The 15874-nt window shown below is 68.4% G+C and carries 12 protein-coding genes; 5 read left to right on the forward strand and 7 right to left on the reverse strand.

The genetic code is table 11. The annotated features are described in order from the left end of the window. Positions 1-94: 94 nt before the first annotated feature. Positions 95-1645 (forward strand): amidase, encoded by a 1551-nt coding sequence (locus ABIC66_RS06700; protein ID WP_354068778.1) that lies wholly within the window; start codon positions 95-97, stop codon positions 1643-1645. 181 nt (positions 1646-1826) lie between these two features. On the opposite strand, the gene ABIC66_RS06705 is transcribed toward ABIC66_RS06700, so the two are convergent. From ABIC66_RS06705 to ABIC66_RS06730, 6 genes are all read right to left on the reverse strand, one after another. Beyond that, positions 1827-1997, reverse strand: a complete 171-nt coding sequence (locus ABIC66_RS06705; protein ID WP_354068780.1) for a hypothetical protein — start codon at positions 1995-1997, stop codon at positions 1827-1829. Then, entirely contained in the window at positions 1991-2527 is a 537-nt protein-coding gene (locus tag ABIC66_RS06710) for a hypothetical protein (protein ID WP_354068782.1), read from the reverse strand. Before ABIC66_RS06710 ends, ABIC66_RS06705 begins: the two co-directional genes overlap by 7 nt. After that, on the reverse strand, positions 2524-3960 hold the full coding sequence (locus ABIC66_RS06715) for a right-handed parallel beta-helix repeat-containing protein (RefSeq protein WP_354068783.1): 1437 nt from the start codon (positions 3958-3960) through the stop codon (positions 2524-2526). Before ABIC66_RS06715 ends, ABIC66_RS06710 begins: the two co-directional genes overlap by 4 nt. Then, positions 3960-5462, reverse strand: coding sequence for a tetratricopeptide repeat protein (locus tag ABIC66_RS06720; protein WP_354068785.1), 1503 nt, complete (start codon positions 5460-5462; stop codon positions 3960-3962). The genes ABIC66_RS06715 and ABIC66_RS06720 overlap by 1 nt, the downstream gene beginning before the upstream one ends. Positions 5463-5751: 289 nt before the next feature. Then, positions 5752-6975 carry an acyl-CoA dehydrogenase family protein gene (locus ABIC66_RS06725; protein ID WP_354068786.1) on the reverse strand — a complete coding sequence of 408 codons (1224 nt, stop codon included), beginning with the start codon at positions 6973-6975 and terminating at the stop codon, positions 5752-5754. Positions 6976-7098: 123 nt separating this feature from the next. After that, positions 7099-8214 (reverse strand): acyl-CoA dehydrogenase family protein, encoded by a 1116-nt coding sequence (locus ABIC66_RS06730; RefSeq protein WP_354068788.1) that lies wholly within the window; start codon positions 8212-8214, stop codon positions 7099-7101. Positions 8215-8359: 145 nt separating this feature from the next. Between ABIC66_RS06730 and ABIC66_RS06735 the strand changes: the two genes are divergently transcribed. Both ABIC66_RS06735 and ABIC66_RS06740 read left to right on the forward strand, forming a co-directional pair. After that, positions 8360-8920, forward strand: coding sequence for a hypothetical protein (locus ABIC66_RS06735; protein ID WP_354068789.1), 561 nt, complete (start codon positions 8360-8362; stop codon positions 8918-8920). A 155-nt stretch (positions 8921-9075) separates the two neighbouring features. Beyond that, positions 9076-9486 (forward strand): RidA family protein, encoded by a 411-nt coding sequence (locus ABIC66_RS06740; protein ID WP_354068790.1) that lies wholly within the window; start codon positions 9076-9078, stop codon positions 9484-9486. A 15-nt stretch (positions 9487-9501) separates the two neighbouring features. Here ABIC66_RS06740 and ABIC66_RS06745 read toward each other — a convergent pair whose 3' ends face one another. Then, the gene (locus ABIC66_RS06745) at positions 9502-10410 is read right to left on the reverse strand and encodes a CPBP family intramembrane glutamic endopeptidase (protein ID WP_354068791.1); all 909 of its coding nucleotides are present in this window, start codon (positions 10408-10410) and stop codon (positions 9502-9504) included. A gap of 105 nt (positions 10411-10515) precedes the next feature. Between ABIC66_RS06745 and pepN the strand changes: the two genes are divergently transcribed. Both pepN and pleC read left to right on the forward strand, forming a co-directional pair. Beyond that, a complete protein-coding gene (pepN, locus tag ABIC66_RS06750; protein ID WP_354068792.1) occupies positions 10516-13107 on the forward strand; it encodes an aminopeptidase N in 2592 nt (863 codons plus the stop codon). A gap of 166 nt (positions 13108-13273) precedes the next feature. Then, entirely contained in the window at positions 13274-15802 is a 2529-nt protein-coding gene (pleC, locus tag ABIC66_RS06755; RefSeq protein ID WP_354068794.1) for a cell cycle histidine kinase PleC, read from the forward strand. Positions 15803-15874 lie beyond the last annotated feature (72 nt).

Raw genomic sequence — 15874 nt, forward strand, 5'->3', positions numbered from 1 at the left:
GATCTGGATCCCGGCTTTCGCCGGGAAGAGCGGAAAACAAACACAGGCACGAAACGCCCCGCCCGGCCCTTGGCGAACGCCAGTTTTTGCCCCCATGCTCCCGGCCGTCCGGTCGCGCTCGAGAGTCGCGGCCGCGTTCGGGGAACGCCTCATGATCAAGTCCGCAATCTTGGCCGGCGCGGCCGCCATCGGCCTGCTCGCCGGGACCGCCAGCGCCCAGACCTCCGAAGACACGACCAAGCGCTATCTGGCGGTCATCAAGGACAAAAACGCCGTCCTACACGCGGTGATCGTGACCAATCCCCACGCCCTGGCCGACGCCCGCGCCCTGGACGCCGAGCGCAAGGCCGGCAAGCTCCGCTCAGCCCTGCACGGCGTCCCGATCCTGCTGAAGGACAACATCGAGAGCGCCGACGACACGGCGACCACCGCCGGCTCGCTGGCGCTGAAGGACAATGTCACCAATCGCGACGCCCCGCTGGTCAAGCGCCTGACCGATGCGGGCCTGGTCGTCCTGGGCAAGGCCAACCTGTCGGAATGGGCCAATATCCGCTCGTCCAAGTCGATCAGCGGCTGGAGCGCGATCGGCGGCACGGTGCGCAATCCGTACGTCCTAGATCGCAGCGCCTGCGGCTCGTCCAGCGGCTCGGGCGCGGCGGTGGCGGCGGGCCTGGCGCCCCTGGCCATCGGCACCGAGACCGACGGCTCGATCACCTGCCCGGCGGCGATCAACGGCCTGGTCGGGCTCAAGCCGACCGTGGGCTTGGTCTCGCGCACCCACATCGTGCCGATCAGCCACAGCCAGGACACCGCCGGCCCGATGACCACGACGGTCGAGGACGCGGCCAAGGTGCTAACCGTCATCGCCGGCTCCGACCCCGCCGACGTCGCGACCAAGGACGCCGACACGCACAAGACCGACTACGCCGCCGGCCTGTCGAAGGACGCGCTGAAAGGCGTGAAGCTGGCCGTGGCGCGATTCTACACCGGCTATTCGCCCAAGACCGACGCGGTGTTCGAACAGGCGCTGAAGGACCTGCGGGTCCAGGGCGCGATCCTGGTCGACGTCAAGGAGTTCGACGAGGGCCCGATCGGCAAGGCCGAGGGCGTGGTGCTCTACACCGAGCTGAAGGCGGACATGGCCGCCTATCTGGCCTCGACCGATCCGAAGCAGGTGAAGAGCCGCACGCTGGCCGACCTGATCGCCTTCAACAAGGCCACGCCCAAGGAGTTCGAGTGGTTCGGCCAGGAGAGCTTCGAAAAGGCGGAGAAGACCAAGGGCCTGACCGACCCCGACTATCTGAAGGCCCTGGCCGACTCCAAGCGGATGGCGGGGCCCGAGGGTATCGACAAGATCCTGAAGGACACCGGCGCGGTCGCCATCGTCGCCCCGACGACCGGTCCGGCCTGGACCATCGATCCGCTGAACGGCGACAACTACGGCGGCTCTTCGACCACTCTGCCCGCCGTCGCCGGCTATCCGCACCTGACCGTGCCGATGGGCGACGTCACCGGCCTGCCGGTCGGCCTGTCCTTCATCGGCCCCGCCTGGAGCGAGCAGCGGCTGCTGAACCTGGGCTACGCCTATGAGCAGGCGACCCACCACCGCAAGCCGCCGACCTTCCTGAAGACGATCGCGCCGTAGACGCCCCGGCCACCTTCCCCGTCTCGGCCGTTCTCCGCACCCGCTCTCCCCGGCGAAAGCCGGGGTCCAGATTCATCCTGAGCGTTTGGGGCTGACGCGCCAGCGGCTTGGTCCAGAACGTCAGATGTCCGTGGATTCGATCTGGGCCCCGGCTTTCGCCGGGGAGAGCGGAAGAAGGATGCTACGGAATCTTCGGCCGGATCACGTCGATCGGCGGCGGGGGCGGCGTCACCGTGTTCGGGCGCGGGGCCACAGGGGCCGGGCCGCCGTGGTACGGCGGATAGGGCCGAGGACTGCCGCAAGCCGCCAGGGCCAGGGCGACGAACCCTAGAGCCAGGGTCGTCCTCAGCATCGGCGGTCGGCCGCGCCCGGGCCGAACAGGCCGACACCCGAGCGGAAGCAGCGGTTGTCGAGACGCGGATCCCAGATCTCGGTGCGGCCGTCGCTGCGGGTGAACTGATAGCGCTCGCCCCGGTCGTCGCGGCCGGAAAAGCTGATCTGGCCCGGACGGTCCGAGGTCACGCCGTACGACTCGCGGGTGATGCCGTCGACGGCGCAGGACGCCACCAGGCCCGGCCGGCTGAGGTCGCCGGTCAGGGCCGCGGCCGAGCCGGTCTGGGCGTTGTAGGCCGACACGTCCGTGCCGCCGCCCCGTCCCCCGCCCACGAACACTTGAGTGCCGGTCGTGCTGTCATAGGTCATGATGTCCGGCGCCTGGCCGTTCAGCGGCGCGCCGCAGACGCCGCCGCTACGCTTGGGGCCGCCCGGGCCGCCAAAACCGCCCGAGCGGTCCTGCGCCCCGACCTGGGTCGTGGCGAGCGTCGAGACGGCGACGAGGGCGGCGCCGAAAATGGCCATTGAGCCGTGGGCCAGCTTGCTCATTTGGGAGCTCCCCGTTGTTGAGGCGGACCTCCGGCCAGGCCGGTGGCGGCGGCGTCCGACAGGTCGGCCGGAACATTGGCGGCCATCGGCGTCGGGCCCATCGGAGCGGCGGGCCAATAGGTGTCGTAATCCAGGCGAGCCCGGTCGCGTGGCGTCCGGTACAGCTCCGGCGCCTCGAACCACGGGCGACAGGTCAGCTCGCCGTCGAAGAAGCCGCTGACCAGGGCCTTGCAGCCGTCCTTGCGGGCGTAGATGCGGTTGTCGACCGCGCGGATCTGGCCACCGGCGTCGGCGTAGATGCCCGAGCGCATGACGCCGACGATCTTGTTATTGCTGGCATAGGCCACGCCCGAGGCGACATAGAGACCGACATCGACCGCCTCCAGCTCGGCGTCGTTGATGCGGAGGTTGGCGTTCTCGACCGAGACGGCCCAGTCGCTGTCGCGCACCACCGGCCGCAGCAGCGTCGTCTCGTCACCGCCGCCGATGTAGACGCCGCGCGAGAAGCCGTCGACGTACAGGCCGTCGATGGTCACCAGCTGCTGGCGATTCATGCCGCTGATCACGAAGCCGGCCGAGTTGCGGGTCCGCGACGAGCCGGTCCAGTCGCCCAGCCGGACGATGCGGATGTCGCGAAGGCGGCTGTCGCCCGAAGTCTCGAACGCGCCGCCGATCGCCGTGGCGGCGATCTCGACGTCCGACGCCATGATCGTGCCGGTCGCCTTGACCACCGCCGAGCGGGTGCGGCCGATGAAGACCGCGTTGGACAGCTCGATGCGGCTGTCGCCGATGTCGAAGGCCGAGGCGTCGCCGTCATAGCGGACGGTGACGTCCTTCAGGGCGATCTCGGTGGCGCGGCCGACGATGCACGAGGCCGAACCACCGCGACGGGACTCGATGCCCAGGCCTTCCAGCACCACGTACTCCACGCCCGGCGCGATCTTGATGCAGGGCTGGTCGGCCGGGGCCACCAGGATCGGACGGCCCGGACCCGACTGATAGCCGCGGACCACGATCGTCACCGACTGGGTGATGTTCAGCGACTCGACGCAGGCCCCGCCATTGGTCGAGGTCAGGGTGATGGTGTCGCCGTCATAGAGGCGCGCCAGCGTGTCGGAGACCTGGCCCGGATAGGCGTAGTCGCAGTTGATCTCGCGGGGAACGTAGCGGCCGCCGCCGGGACCATAACCGCCGCCGCCCACGACGCAGCGACCGCTTCGCGAGCGATAGTAGCCGCGGGCGCACGGCCTGGGCTTGGCGTAGCGGACCTTGCAGCCGTGCGAGAGGTTCGGCTGGATCAGCAGGCCGAAGCAGGGCCGGATCTGCTGGTCGATCTTGGCGTCGGGCGAGGCGAAGGCGACCTCGGGCGCGGCGGCCGCCACGCCCAGGATCAAGGCGGCCCAAAGCGCCATCAGGCGGCTAAGGCGCAACATCAGAAGTCCCTTTCGCTATACGGACGGCCACGCTCGGCCATGGGCCGGGGCGGACGCGAGACCTGGGCCAGCAGCTGCTGCAGGCGCCAGACCGACGGCTTGAAGCCCGCCAGGGCCCCGTCGAGCTGGTAGACCACCGCCTTGGCGCGATCCTGGTCGGCCACTCCCTGCAGGCCCAGGGAGAAGAAGGTCGACATGGCGTACTTGGCCTCGGCGGATCCTTGGCGTTCGGCCTCTTCGTACCAGTGATAGGCCCGGGCGTAGTCGCGCGGCACGCCGACGCCCTCGGAGTACATCACCGCCAGCACCAGCTGGGCCTTGGACGAGCCATTGACCGCCGCGTACTGGATCGCTCGCACCTTCTCGATCGGCGCCAGGCGTCCGGTGGCCGGGCGGCCGATCATCGCCTGCAGGGTCTGGGCGTCGTTGACGCTCAGCGTCCGCTCGTCGAGCAGCGCCGAGGGGATGACCCGCAGATAGGCCAGCGCCTCGCCGACATGGACGAAAGGCAGCTCGCTGATCCGCGCCAGGGCCGCCTCACGCTGCTCGCCCGACAGGTCGGATTCGTCGGAGTGGGGCACGCCCGAGTCGGGCGATTCCGGCGGATAGAACTCGTACGGCGGGATCCAGCGCTTGGCCTTGGTCTCGACGAACGAACCGTAGGAGGCCCGCTGCGGCGAAGAGCGCTCGAAGTCCTTCAGCATGACATAGGCCGACACGTCGCCGGTCTGCACCGCCAGATAGTTGTAGAGATAGGCGTCGACGTCGTTGCGGCGGAACAGGTCCAGGGCCGCCGGCGCGCCGGGCTGGCTGGGCTTGCCGTAGGCTTCGATCGCCTGGAGGTTGTCCGACGGCTCGCCATAGGGACCGAAATAGCCGTCGTGGATCCGCGCCAGGGTGCGGAAGCCGTCCGCGCCCTGCGCCGACAGCACGTAGATCACGCGGTTGCGGACCTTCTCGCGCTCCTCGGTCGACATGCGCGACAGCAGGCGGTCCAGGGCGCCATAGGCGCTGCGCCGCTCGAACGCGCGGCAGTCGTCGAAGCGCGACAGAGCCCGCGATTCCTTGCCCCGGCGCTCATAGGCCGAGATCGGCGCATAGCCGCCGGAATTGGACAAAGCCATGGCGTACCAGACGGCCGCCTCGACCGGGTCTTCCAGATTCTTGTCGACGGCGCGCTGTCCTTCGTAGCGGCGCGCCAACTCCAGCTGGGCGAAGAAATCGCCGCGGAAGCCGCCCTGACGCAGGGCGCGAATCTCTTGTTGCTGCTGGTTGAACTGCCCCGAGACGCCCTGGGCCGCCTGCGGACGCGGACAAGCGCTCGCCCGTTTGTGGAACCAGAAGCTGGGGCCCGTGTCGCAACCGACGAGGGGAATCACCACGGCCGCCACGAGCGCCCCCACCGGGGCGCGACGCAGCAGCGCGGCGCGACCGGCGAAAGCTCGCCCGGCCGCTTCGCGGAGTATCCGAAGGCGCGCAAATGCGTCGCCGGCCTCGCGCATGAATCCCCCTTCAGCCGCCGCCGTTAACTATAAAACAATGATCTCTCATGTGCCCCGCGGCGGGTACTGTCAAGCTCAGCTCAACCCATCTGGCGATGAAGACTTCGTCACCACAGGCAGGGTTCGCTCGTCAGGCGAATTTCCCGGTTTTCATGGCGTTTCATCGTCCACGGAGCATTTCGGGAAACGTCGAGTAGCCGACGACTAAGCTAGCCGACGCCCCGCCTGATACAGCGCGAAGTTGCATGAGGATGCGACGAAGTCAGCGCCGGCCTGATCAGCGCCCCCGTCACCGACCCGTCGGCATGTCCTTGAACGGCACGTCCTTGTCGACGCGCACGTCGCCCGGCAGGCCCAGGACCCGTTCGGCGATGATGTTCTTGAGGATCTCGTCGGTGCCGCCGGCGATGCGCAGGCCCGGGGCCCACATCAGGCTCTGCTGGAACGCCGCTTCGGCCGGGGCCTGGTCGGGATCCACGAGGATGCCGTACTGGTCCTCCATCTCGACGGCGGTGTTGGCCAGGTCTTGCAGCTGGTTGGCCGAGATGATCTTGCCGATCGAGCTCTCCGGCCCCGGCGTCTGGCCGCGCGACAGGGCGGTCATGGTGCGGAAGCGGGTGAACTTCAGACCCTCCGACTGGACGTACCAGTCCGCCAGTTTCTCGCGGAATGCCTGGTCCTTTAGCGCTGGACCGGTGACGCCCGACAGCTGACGCGCCAACTTCATGATCTCGCGATAGTTCGGACCGGCCGAGCCGCCGACGGCCAAGCGCTCGTTCATCAGGGTGACCAGGGCCACCTTCCAGCCCTCGCCGACCTCGCCCAGGCGCTGGCTGTCCTTGACCCGCAGGTCGGTGAAATAGACCTCGTTGAACTCGCGCCCGCCCGACATCTGGTGGATCGGCCGGCACTCGACGGCGGCGTCCCTCATGTCGATCCAGAACATGGTCAGGCCCTTGTGCTTGGGCACGTCCGGGTCCGTCCGCGTCAGCAGGATGCCGTAGTCGCAATAGTGGGCGCCGGTGGTCCAGACCTTCTGGCCGTTGATCACCCACTCGTCGCCGTCGCGAACGGCGCGGGTCCTCAGCGCGGCGACGTCAGAGCCGCCGGCCGGTTCCGAGAACAGCTGGCACCAGATCTCCTCGCCCTTCACGGCGGGCGAGACGAAGCGCTTCTTGGTGTCGCTGTCGGCGAAGGCCATGACCGTGGGCACGCACATGCCCAGGCCGATCGTGAAATAGCCGTAGCCGAGGCCGGCCTTGGCCTCCTCCTGGCCGAAGATCACCGACTGGATCGGCGTGCCGCCGCCTCCGCCGATAGCCGCGGGCCAGGTGATGCAGGCGTAGCCGGCGCCGGCCTTGGTGGCCTGCCAATCCTTGGCGGCGGCCATGTGCTCGGGCGTGTTCGGCTTGAGGTCGCCGAACTTGGCGCGGTGAGCCGCGGCGTTCTCGGCGAGCCAGGCCCGGGCCTTCTCGCGATAGGTGGCTTCCTCGGGGGAGTCGTTGAAATCCATGTCGATCTCCAATCTTGTCATCCCGGACGACCTGAAAGGTCGATCCGGGACCGCCGGAAACGCCGGCGCTCGCGGCGGTCCCGGCTCGGCGCGCTTCGCGCTTGGCCGGGATGACAGCCGTTGCTAGGCCGCGTTCCTCTTTTCCAGTTCCCCGACCAGCCGCTCCTTCCAGACCTTGGGCGCGCCGGCCACCAGGCTGAGCTGCCGCGAGCGGCGATAATAGAGGTGGCAATCGACGTCCCAGGTGAAGCCCATGCCGCCGTGGACCTGGATGCTTTCCTTGCTGGCGAACCAGAAGGCTTCCGACGCCGCGATCCGGGCCGCGGCGGCCGCGATCGGCAGCTCTGGCGCGTCGTCGTTCAGGGCCCAGGCGCCGTAATAGGCGTTGGAGCGGGCGACCTCGTTCTTGACGTACATATCGGCCAGTTTGTGCTTGATCGCCTGATAGCCGGCGATGACGCGGCCGAAGGCGTAGCGGCCTAGGGCGTACTCCTTGGCCATCTCCAGGCAGCGATCGGCGCCGCCAAGCTGTTCGAAGGCCAGCAGCACGGCGGCCCGATCCATGATCGCCTGGACGAGGTCGAAGCCGGCGCCGGCCTCTCCCACCCGCTCGGCGACCGCGCCGTCGAAGCTCAGCCTGGCGACGCCCCGCGTCGGGTCGAGGCTCTTCAGCGTCTCGCGTTTCACCGCGGCCTGCTTTAGGTCGATCAGATATAGGCCCGGACGACCGCCCTCGCTGGCCAGCACTAGAGCGGTATCGGCGACGTCACCGTCGGTGACGGGGATCTTGGTTCCAGACAGCTTGCCGCCCTCGACCCGGCAGGTCAGCGTATTGGGTCCGACGACGCCGGGGCCTTCGGAGGTCGCCAGGCAGCCAATCAGGTCGCCGGCGGCGATGCGCGGCAGGATTGCCGCCTTCTGGCCTTCGCTGCCGAAGGCCTGGATCCCTTCGGCCAGGAAATAGACGGTGGAGGCGAACGGGATCGGCGCGACGGCGCGGCCCAGCTCCTCTGCGATGGCGCACAGCTCGACGCGCCCCAGGCCCAGCCCGCCGTGCTCTTCGGGGATCGAGGCGCCCAGCCAGCCCTGCTCGGCCACGCCCTTCCACAGCCTGTCGTCGAACGAGCGGTCGGGATTGTCGAGCACGCCCCGCACGACGGCCACGTCGCAATGGGCGGCGAGGAACTTGCGCGCCTCGTCCTTCAGGAACTTCTGGTCGTCCGAATAGTCGAAATCCACTGGAGCCTCCCTGGACCAAGCTCTGCGGCTGGTCTCGGGAACCACACTGAACGACGTTCACGCGAAGGGAAAGATTGACCCGGCGTCAAGGATTTCAGGTTCTTATGACAGCCTTTCGTATGCTTTCGGACGTTACCATCGGGCCATGGCCAAGACCGTCTTCCAGAAGAACCAGCGGGTGTGGGTCGAGAGCGTCGGCTGCTGGGCCAATGTCGAGAAGATCGTGCCCATCTGGGCCAAGGGCTTCGACGAGCCGGTGCGGGTGACCTATGACCTGGGCCTGGGCCGCGAGTTCCAGGCTCACGAGCTGAAGGCCGAGGACAAGGCCGATCCCGAGGAAGGCGGCGCCCATTCGAACTGGCGCGTGCTGCGGGCCCGCAACAAGTGGCAGCAAGAGAACGACTGCGCCCACCACCCCTATCCGGGCACCTATCCGGTCGTGGTCACCGATCCTAACGATTGGGGCGGCTGGCGCACGCCGGGGGCGGAGTACGATCGCGACCCGCACCGGATGGAATACCAGGCCCGCCTGATCGCCAGCGCCCCGCGCCTGCACGCCATCGCCCGCGAGGTCCTGACCCTGGTGGCCGACAGCCCCGAGGACGCGCCGCCTGTGCTGACGGCCCTGGCCCAGAAGATCGTGGCGATCGAACGCTACCTGCAGGAAACGCCGGCGGCGGGTCCGGGCGGGACGGTCGAGGCGTAACGTCTTCTGGAACGGCCGGCGAGAGTCGCCCTATGCTGGAGCGCAGCTTCGCGATCCGACGCGCGCTCACATCCGGCGCGACTCTGGCGTTTCCGTCGCTGCATGCGACCGCGACGGGATGATCGCCGACGTCGATTTCAGTAGGAGACCCTCGCATGCCGCTCGAACTCATCAATCCCGCGGATCTGCCGACTCCGGAAATGTACACCCAGGTCGTCGTCGCGACGGGGTCCAAGCTGGTGTTCATCTCCGGCCAACAGCCTGAGGACATCGACGGCAAGCTGGTCGGACAAGGCGATTTCGCGGCGCAGGCGCGCCTGACCTTCGCCAATCTTGGCCGAGCGCTTAGGGCGGCGGGCGCACGGCCCGAGCAGGTCTGCAAGATTACGGTGTACGTCGTCGACTACGACCGCGACCAGCACGTTCCGATCCTCGAGGCCGCGCAGATCTCGCTCCTTGGGGATCATAAGCCCGCGAACGTGATCGTCGGGGTGGCGGTCATGTCTCCAGGCTATCTGATCGAGGTCGACGCGATCGCCATCATCGACGAGAGCAACGCCAGCTGAGCGCTTCGCCGCTCATCAAGGTCGCGGCGGCGCCTGCACGTCTGGCCGGGCCTCGAAGTTCCCCTTCTTCCAGGCCCACCAGAGCGTCACCAAAGCCGCCAGCGTGCCGACCACCATGGCCGGCAGCGAGGCCTCGGGCCCAAAGGCGCCGCCGCTCAGCAATTCGGGCGCGCCCGGCTTGGGCTTACTGACCAGCCAACTCTCGACCACCGGGATGCCCGAGACCGAGGCGCCCCAGACCCAGCCTTGCGTGAAGTTCCAGGCGGCGTGGACGCCGATCGACACCCAGAGGCGTCCGGTCAGCAGGTAGAAGCCGGCCAGCATCAGGCCGGCCTCGACGGCGATCGCGGCGGCGGCGACCGGCGTGGCGTTGGGATTGGCCAGGTGCAGCGCGCCGAACAACGCCGCCTGCGCCACCAGGGCCGGCCAGACGCCGAAGGCGCGCATCAGCAGGCGCAGGACGATGGCCCGCATCAGGAGCTCCTCCATCACGCCGGACTCGATGGCCATGGCGATCGTGCCCCAGGCCGAGGCCGGGCGCGGGCCGCTGATGTCGTAGACGCCCAGGGCGTAAAGCCCGCCCACCGCCGCGCTCAGCATCGCGGCGCCGACGAGCAGGCCGATCGCCAGGTCGACGGGGGCCCTACGCGGGTCCAGCTCCTCGGGCCAGCGCCCCTCGGCCAGCCAGACGACGCCGCCGTAGAGCGCCAGGCCCGCGCCGCAGATCGCCGCGACCTCCAGCACCTCCAGCAGATGGCCGCCGCCCTTGAACAGCGGATTGCCCACGGTCTGGGCCCCGGCATAGACCAGGGTGAAGATGATGAAGAGCAGCATCATCCAGCCCACGGCGCGCAGCCAGCGCAGCGGCCCTGGATGCAGGAAGCGCCTGCGGCCGACTTCCAGCCCCGTCCGATCGTCCGTCATCGCCGTGTTCCCCCACGCCCGTTTCGAGGGCGAAGCAGCCATTAATTCGGGCTTGGCCGTCAAGGTCCTCTCGCGGAGGTCGCCCCGGGGGACTAAGTAGGACCCATGCGCACCGACACCCCTCAGCCCATCCGCCTGGCGGACTATCGCCCGTTCCCGTTCGCCATCGAGACCACGCGGCTGGTCTTCGAGCTGCATCCGTCAGCGACGCGGGTGAAGACCGAGTTGGCGGTGCGCCGGATCGGCGACGAGAGCGAACCTCTGGTGCTGAACGGCGAGCGGCTGAAGCTGGTCTCGATCGCCGTCGACGGCCAGGCGCTGGGCGCCAACCAGTACGCGGCCGACGCCGAGCACCTCACGATCCACGAAGTTCCCGACCAGTTCGTCCTGACCACCGAGGTCGAGATCGATCCTCTGGCCAACAAGGCGCTGACGGGCCTCTACATGTCGGGCGGCCGCTTCTGCACCCAGTGCGAGGCCGAGGGTTTCCGAACCATCACCTATTTCCCCGACCGTCCGGACGTGCTGTCGCGCTATAGCGTCCGGATCGAGGCGGGGGCGAAGTTTCCCCACCTGCTGAGCAACGGCAATCTGGTCGACCAGGGCTCGCTGGCCGACAACCGGCACTTCGCCGAGTGGGTCGATCCCTTCCCCAAGCCCAGCTACCTGTTCGCTCTGGTGGCCGGCGACCTGGACGTCCTGACCGACAAGTTCGTGACCATGAGCGGCCGCGAGGTGGCGCTGCGGGTCTTCGTCGATCCGGGCCAGGCCTCCCGCGCCGCCTACGCCCTCGACAGCCTCAAGCGGGCGATGAAGTGGGACGAGGACACGTTCGGCCGCGAATACGACCTCGACCTGTTCATGATCGTGGCCGTTCGTGACTTCAACTTCGGGGCCATGGAGAACAAAGGGCTGAATATTTTCAACAGCTCCCTGCTGCTGGCCGACCCCCAAACCGCCACCGACCTGGACTACGAGCGCATCGAGGCCGTGGTCGCGCACGAGTATTTCCACAACTGGACCGGCAACCGCATCACCTGCCGCGACTGGTTCCAGCTGTGCCTGAAGGAGGGCTTCACGGTCTTCCGCGACCAGAGCTTCAGCGCCGACATGCGCGGCGGCGCCGTGCAGCGGATCAAGGATGTCCGCGCCCTGCGCGCGCGGCAGTTCGCCGAGGACGCGGGCCCCCTCGCCCACCCGGTGCGGCCGTCCAGCTATCTGAAGATCGACAATTTCTACACGGCGACGATCTATGAGAAGGGCGCGGAGATCATCCGCATGCTCAAGACCATTCTGGGCGCCGCGGCCTTCCGGAAGGGCTGCGACCTCTACTTCCAGCGCCATGACGGCCAGGCGACCACGGTGGAGGCCTTCATCGCCTGTTTCGCCGAGGCCTCGGGCCGCGATCTTTCCGACTTCTTCGGCTGGTACGAGCAGGCTGGCACGCCGGCGGTGACGATCGAGACCGCCTATGACGCGAGCGCCCAGGCGGTGACCCTGACCCTGACCCAGTCGACCGCCCCGACGCCCGGCCAGCCGACCAAGAAGCCGCTGCCGGTCCCGGTCGCCATCGGCCTGCTGTCGACGGACGGCGAGGTGCTGCGCGACACCGAGGTCGTGCTTCTGGACCAGGAGACGCTGACGGTCCGCTGGGACGGCGTCGCCAGCGTCCCGGTCCTGTCGGCGCTGCGCGGCTTCTCCGCGCCCGTGAACCTGACGACCGACGCGCGTCCTTCGGACCGCTACGTTCTGTTCGGCTCGGATCCGGATCTATTCAACCGCTGGGAGGCGGGCCAGACCCTGGCCCGCGACCTGATCCTGGCGCGGGCCGCCGGGACACCTGACGAGGTGGGCGAGGAACGCTACGCGGAGGCGCTCGGGCAGGCCTTGATCGACGACGCGGCCGAGCCCGCCTTCAAGACCCTGTTGCTCTCTCTGCCGTCGGAGCCGGATCTGGCCCTGATGTCCGAGCCCGCTGATCCGGCCGCCCTGCACGCGGCTCGCGACCACCTGCGCGCCCGCATCGCCATCCATCTAGGCGACCTGCTGCGCCGCCTGCATGGCGAGATGCAAAGCGAGGGCGAATTCTCGGCCAGCGCTCAAGCCGCGGGCCGTCGCGCCCTACGAAACGCCTGCGCCGAGGTCCTGTCGGCCGATCCGCACGCCGACAACCTGATGCGTCTGGTCGGCCACTTCGAGGGCGCCCGCAACATGACCGACATGATCGGCGGCCTCTATCCGCTGGTCTCCATCGGCGGCGTGGCCCGCGACAAGGCCTTGGCCAACTTCCACTATGCCTGGCATCTGGAGCCGCTGGTCCTGGATAAGTGGTTCGCCGTTCAGGCGCGCGACCCGAACGAAGATGTCCTGGAACGCGTGATGGCCCTGACCACCCACGCCGACTTCGAGCCGACCAATCCCAATCGACTGCGGGCCTTGATCTCGACCTTCGCCAACTTCAATCCGGCCCGTTTCCACGATCCCAGCGGGGCCGGCTACCGCTTCCTGGCCGACAGGATCCTGGCGGTGGACGCGTTCAACCCGATGACCGCCGCGCGCCTGGTCGAGCCGCTGGGCAACTGGCGACGCTACAAACCCGAACTGGGCCAGCTGATGCGCGAGCAGCTCGCGCGCGTCGCGGCCCATCCGGACCTGTCGAAAAACGTGCTGGAGCTGGCCACCAAGGCCTTGGACTGACAAGGTTTTCACGAGTCGCGCCGGGAGGGGATTGCGACCAATAAGCCCACAAGCGCGGAATCCGCCTCTTCGGCGGTGACGCCATCGTGGCCGGTAAGTTAGATTCACCATCTTGGCGAAGTGACTCGCCGCGTGAATCCGGGAGCCGGGCGGTTTGGATAGGGGCATGGCGAGACACGGGGGGACGGCGCGCGCCGGACCGACCGCGCCCGCGGCCATGCGGGCCAAGTCCGTCCAAGGACCCTCCCAGGCGTTCGTTCGCATCGCGATTCTGGCCGCGCTGCTGCTGCTGGCCGTCTACACCGCCTTCGGCGTCAAACGTCTGCAGAATGACGCTTCGATCCAGCCGGGCGGCGCGCCGCTGTCGGCCAAGGCCGGTTTGATCGCCGGCCGAGTCGAGGTCAATCTCGCCGCTCAGCGCGCGGGTCTGTCGGCGGCCGCCGACCTGCTCAAACGCGATCCGGGCGCGACCATGGACGCCGCCGAGACCGCCCTGCGCGCCGCCGGCGGCGAGGCCGCGGCCGTCGCCGTCATCGGCCCCGCCGGCGTGGTCTCGGTGTCCGGACGCGACGAGGGCGCCGACTGGAAGGCCGCCGCCCAGGCCGCCGCCGCCTCGGGCCACTCCACCTGGACCGGCTCTGTCGGCGACACGGGGCGGCTCTATGTCGCCACCACCGCCACCCTGGACCAAGCCCGCGCCTTCGTGATCGCCAGCGGCGACGCCACGCGCCTGATCGAGGATCCCGCCAAGGGCGACAGCGCGGCTCTGGCTTTGCCGGACGGCAAGCTGATCGCCGCGCGCGGCCGGGGCGCCCAGGGCGCCGGCACGTTCCGCGAGGCCTTCGCCCTCTCGCCCGAGGATGTCGGTGACGGCGCGGTCGCTCTGCGCGGCCAGGCGATCGACGGCGCGGCCCTGGACATCGCCGTGCGCCCAGCGGCCGAGGGCGCCCTGCTGGTGCTGGCCGCGGCCCCAACCCACACCGTCGCCAACCTGGACCGCCAGGTCATGGAAGGCGCTTTCAACCTGTTGGCCCCGCTGGCCGTCGGCATCGCCCTGGCCCTGCTGCTGCTGATCCAGAGCCGCAAGGCCGAGGTCGCCCATCGCGAATTCATCGACAGCGAACAGCGCTTCCGCCTCGCCGTCGAGGCCGCCCGCTGCGGCATCTGGGAATGGGACCTGAACGGCGACCAGGTGTTTCTGTCGGACGTGACCGGCGCCATGTTCGGCTGGGGCGGCGGCGGCGTCGTCGCGGGTCAGGACCTGCTCGAACGCATCTCGATCGACCACCGCGAACGGGTCCGCCAGGCCCTGGCCAACGCGGCCATGTACGGCGCCTTCGACGTCTCGTTCCGGGTCCCCGCCGCCGAACAGGGCGGCCGCTCGTTGTGGATCGACGCGCGGGGTCAGGGCTTCGGCAAGCCTGGGACCGACGGCTATGTCCGCATCATCGGCGTGGCTCTGGACGTCACCGAGGAGCGCATCGCCCAGGCTCGCGCCCAGGCGGCCGAGAACCGGCTGCGCGACGCCATTGAAAGCGTGTCGGAGGCCTTCGTGCTCTGGGATCGCCAGGGCCGGCTGCTGATGTGCAATCGCAACTACCGCAGCGTCTTCTCGCTGGAGCCCAAGCTCTTGAAGCCCGGCGCGGCCCGCGCCGAGGTCAACCGGTTCGCGGCGCTGGCCATCAAGCAGGAGATCCCCGCGCCCGACGGCGCCAAGGGCGTGCGCGAGGCCGAGCTGATGGATGGTCGCTGGATCCAGATCAGCGAGCGCCGCACGGCCGAGGGCGGTCTGGTCATGACCGCCGCCGACATCACCGCGATCAAGACCCAGGAAGAAGCCCGCCGCCTCAACGAGGAGCAGCTGCAGAACGCTATCGCCGGCCTGGAGCGCAGCCAGGAGCAGCTGGCCGAGCTGGCCCGCAAGTACGAGACCGAGAAGGTCAAGGCCGAGAGCGCCAACAAGGCCAAGAGCGAGTTCCTGGCCAACATGTCCCACGAGCTGCGGACGCCGCTGAACGCCATCAACGGCTTCTCCGAGATCATGATGAACGAGATGTTCGGGGCGCTCGGGGACAAGCGCTACAAGGGCTACAGCCAGGACATCCACTCGTCTGGCCAGCATCTGCTGGCGCTGATCAACGACATCCTCGACATGTCGAAGATCGAAGCCGGCAAGATGAACCTGAAGTTCGAGCCGATGCATCTGGAGGACGTGGCCGAGGACGCCGTCCGCCTGATCCGCAACCGCGCCGAGGCCGCCGGCCTGAAGCTCAGCATCGACTTCCCGCCCCTGCCGGAGATCGAGGCCGACTATCGCGCGGTCAAGCAGGTGCTGCTGAACCTGCTGTCGAACGCCATCAAGTTCACGCCCCGGGCCGGCAGCGTCACGGTGCGAGCCGAGGTCCGTCGCGATCCGTTCAACGACACCGTCAAGGTCTCGGTCACCGACACGGGCATCGGCATCGCCAAGGAAGACCTTGAGCGCCTGGCCAGGCCGTTCGAGCAGGTCGAGAGCCAGTTCTCCAAGACCACCCAAGGCACGGGCCTGGGCCTGGCCCTGACCAAGTCTCTGATCACCATGCACGACGGGGTGTTGGAGATGCACTCCCTGCCCGGCGAAGGCACCACGGTCAGCTTCACCCTGCCCGTCCGCCAAAGCGACCACAAGGCCACGCGGGACTTCGTCGCGGCGTAGGATTGGCACGCGACAGTCCAATTCTAAATTTTTCGAAATATTACTTCTGTTTCATAGACTTAAATCGAAGTC

It is taken from the genome of Caulobacter sp. 1776 (genome assembly GCF_040545685.1).
In the GTDB taxonomy this organism is placed as follows: domain Bacteria; phylum Pseudomonadota; class Alphaproteobacteria; order Caulobacterales; family Caulobacteraceae; genus Caulobacter.

Bases quoted from the DNA above. Each gene is read 5' to 3' on its own strand.
- ABIC66_RS06745 (WP_354068791.1), bottom strand. From the start codon at position 10,410: ATGACGGACGATCGGACGGGGCTGGAAGTCGGCCGCAGGCGCTTCCTG.
- ABIC66_RS06705 (WP_354068780.1), bottom strand. From the start codon at position 1,997: ATGCTGAGGACGACCCTGGCTCTAGGGTTCGTCGCCCTGGCCCTGGCG.
- pleC (WP_354068794.1), top strand. From the start codon at position 13,274: ATGGCGAGACACGGGGGGACGGCGCGCGCCGGACCGACCGCGCCCGCG.
- ABIC66_RS06725 (WP_354068786.1), bottom strand. From the start codon at position 6,975: ATGGATTTCAACGACTCCCCCGAGGAAGCCACCTATCGCGAGAAGGCC.
- ABIC66_RS06700 (WP_354068778.1), top strand. From the start codon at position 95: ATGCTCCCGGCCGTCCGGTCGCGCTCGAGAGTCGCGGCCGCGTTCGGG.
- pepN (WP_354068792.1), top strand. From the start codon at position 10,516: ATGCGCACCGACACCCCTCAGCCCATCCGCCTGGCGGACTATCGCCCG.
- ABIC66_RS06710 (WP_354068782.1), bottom strand. From the start codon at position 2,527: ATGAGCAAGCTGGCCCACGGCTCAATGGCCATTTTCGGCGCCGCCCTC.
- ABIC66_RS06715 (WP_354068783.1), bottom strand. From the start codon at position 3,960: ATGTTGCGCCTTAGCCGCCTGATGGCGCTTTGGGCCGCCTTGATCCTG.
- ABIC66_RS06720 (WP_354068785.1), bottom strand. From the start codon at position 5,462: ATGCGCGAGGCCGGCGACGCATTTGCGCGCCTTCGGATACTCCGCGAA.
- ABIC66_RS06740 (WP_354068790.1), top strand. From the start codon at position 9,076: ATGCCGCTCGAACTCATCAATCCCGCGGATCTGCCGACTCCGGAAATG.
- ABIC66_RS06735 (WP_354068789.1), top strand. From the start codon at position 8,360: ATGGCCAAGACCGTCTTCCAGAAGAACCAGCGGGTGTGGGTCGAGAGC.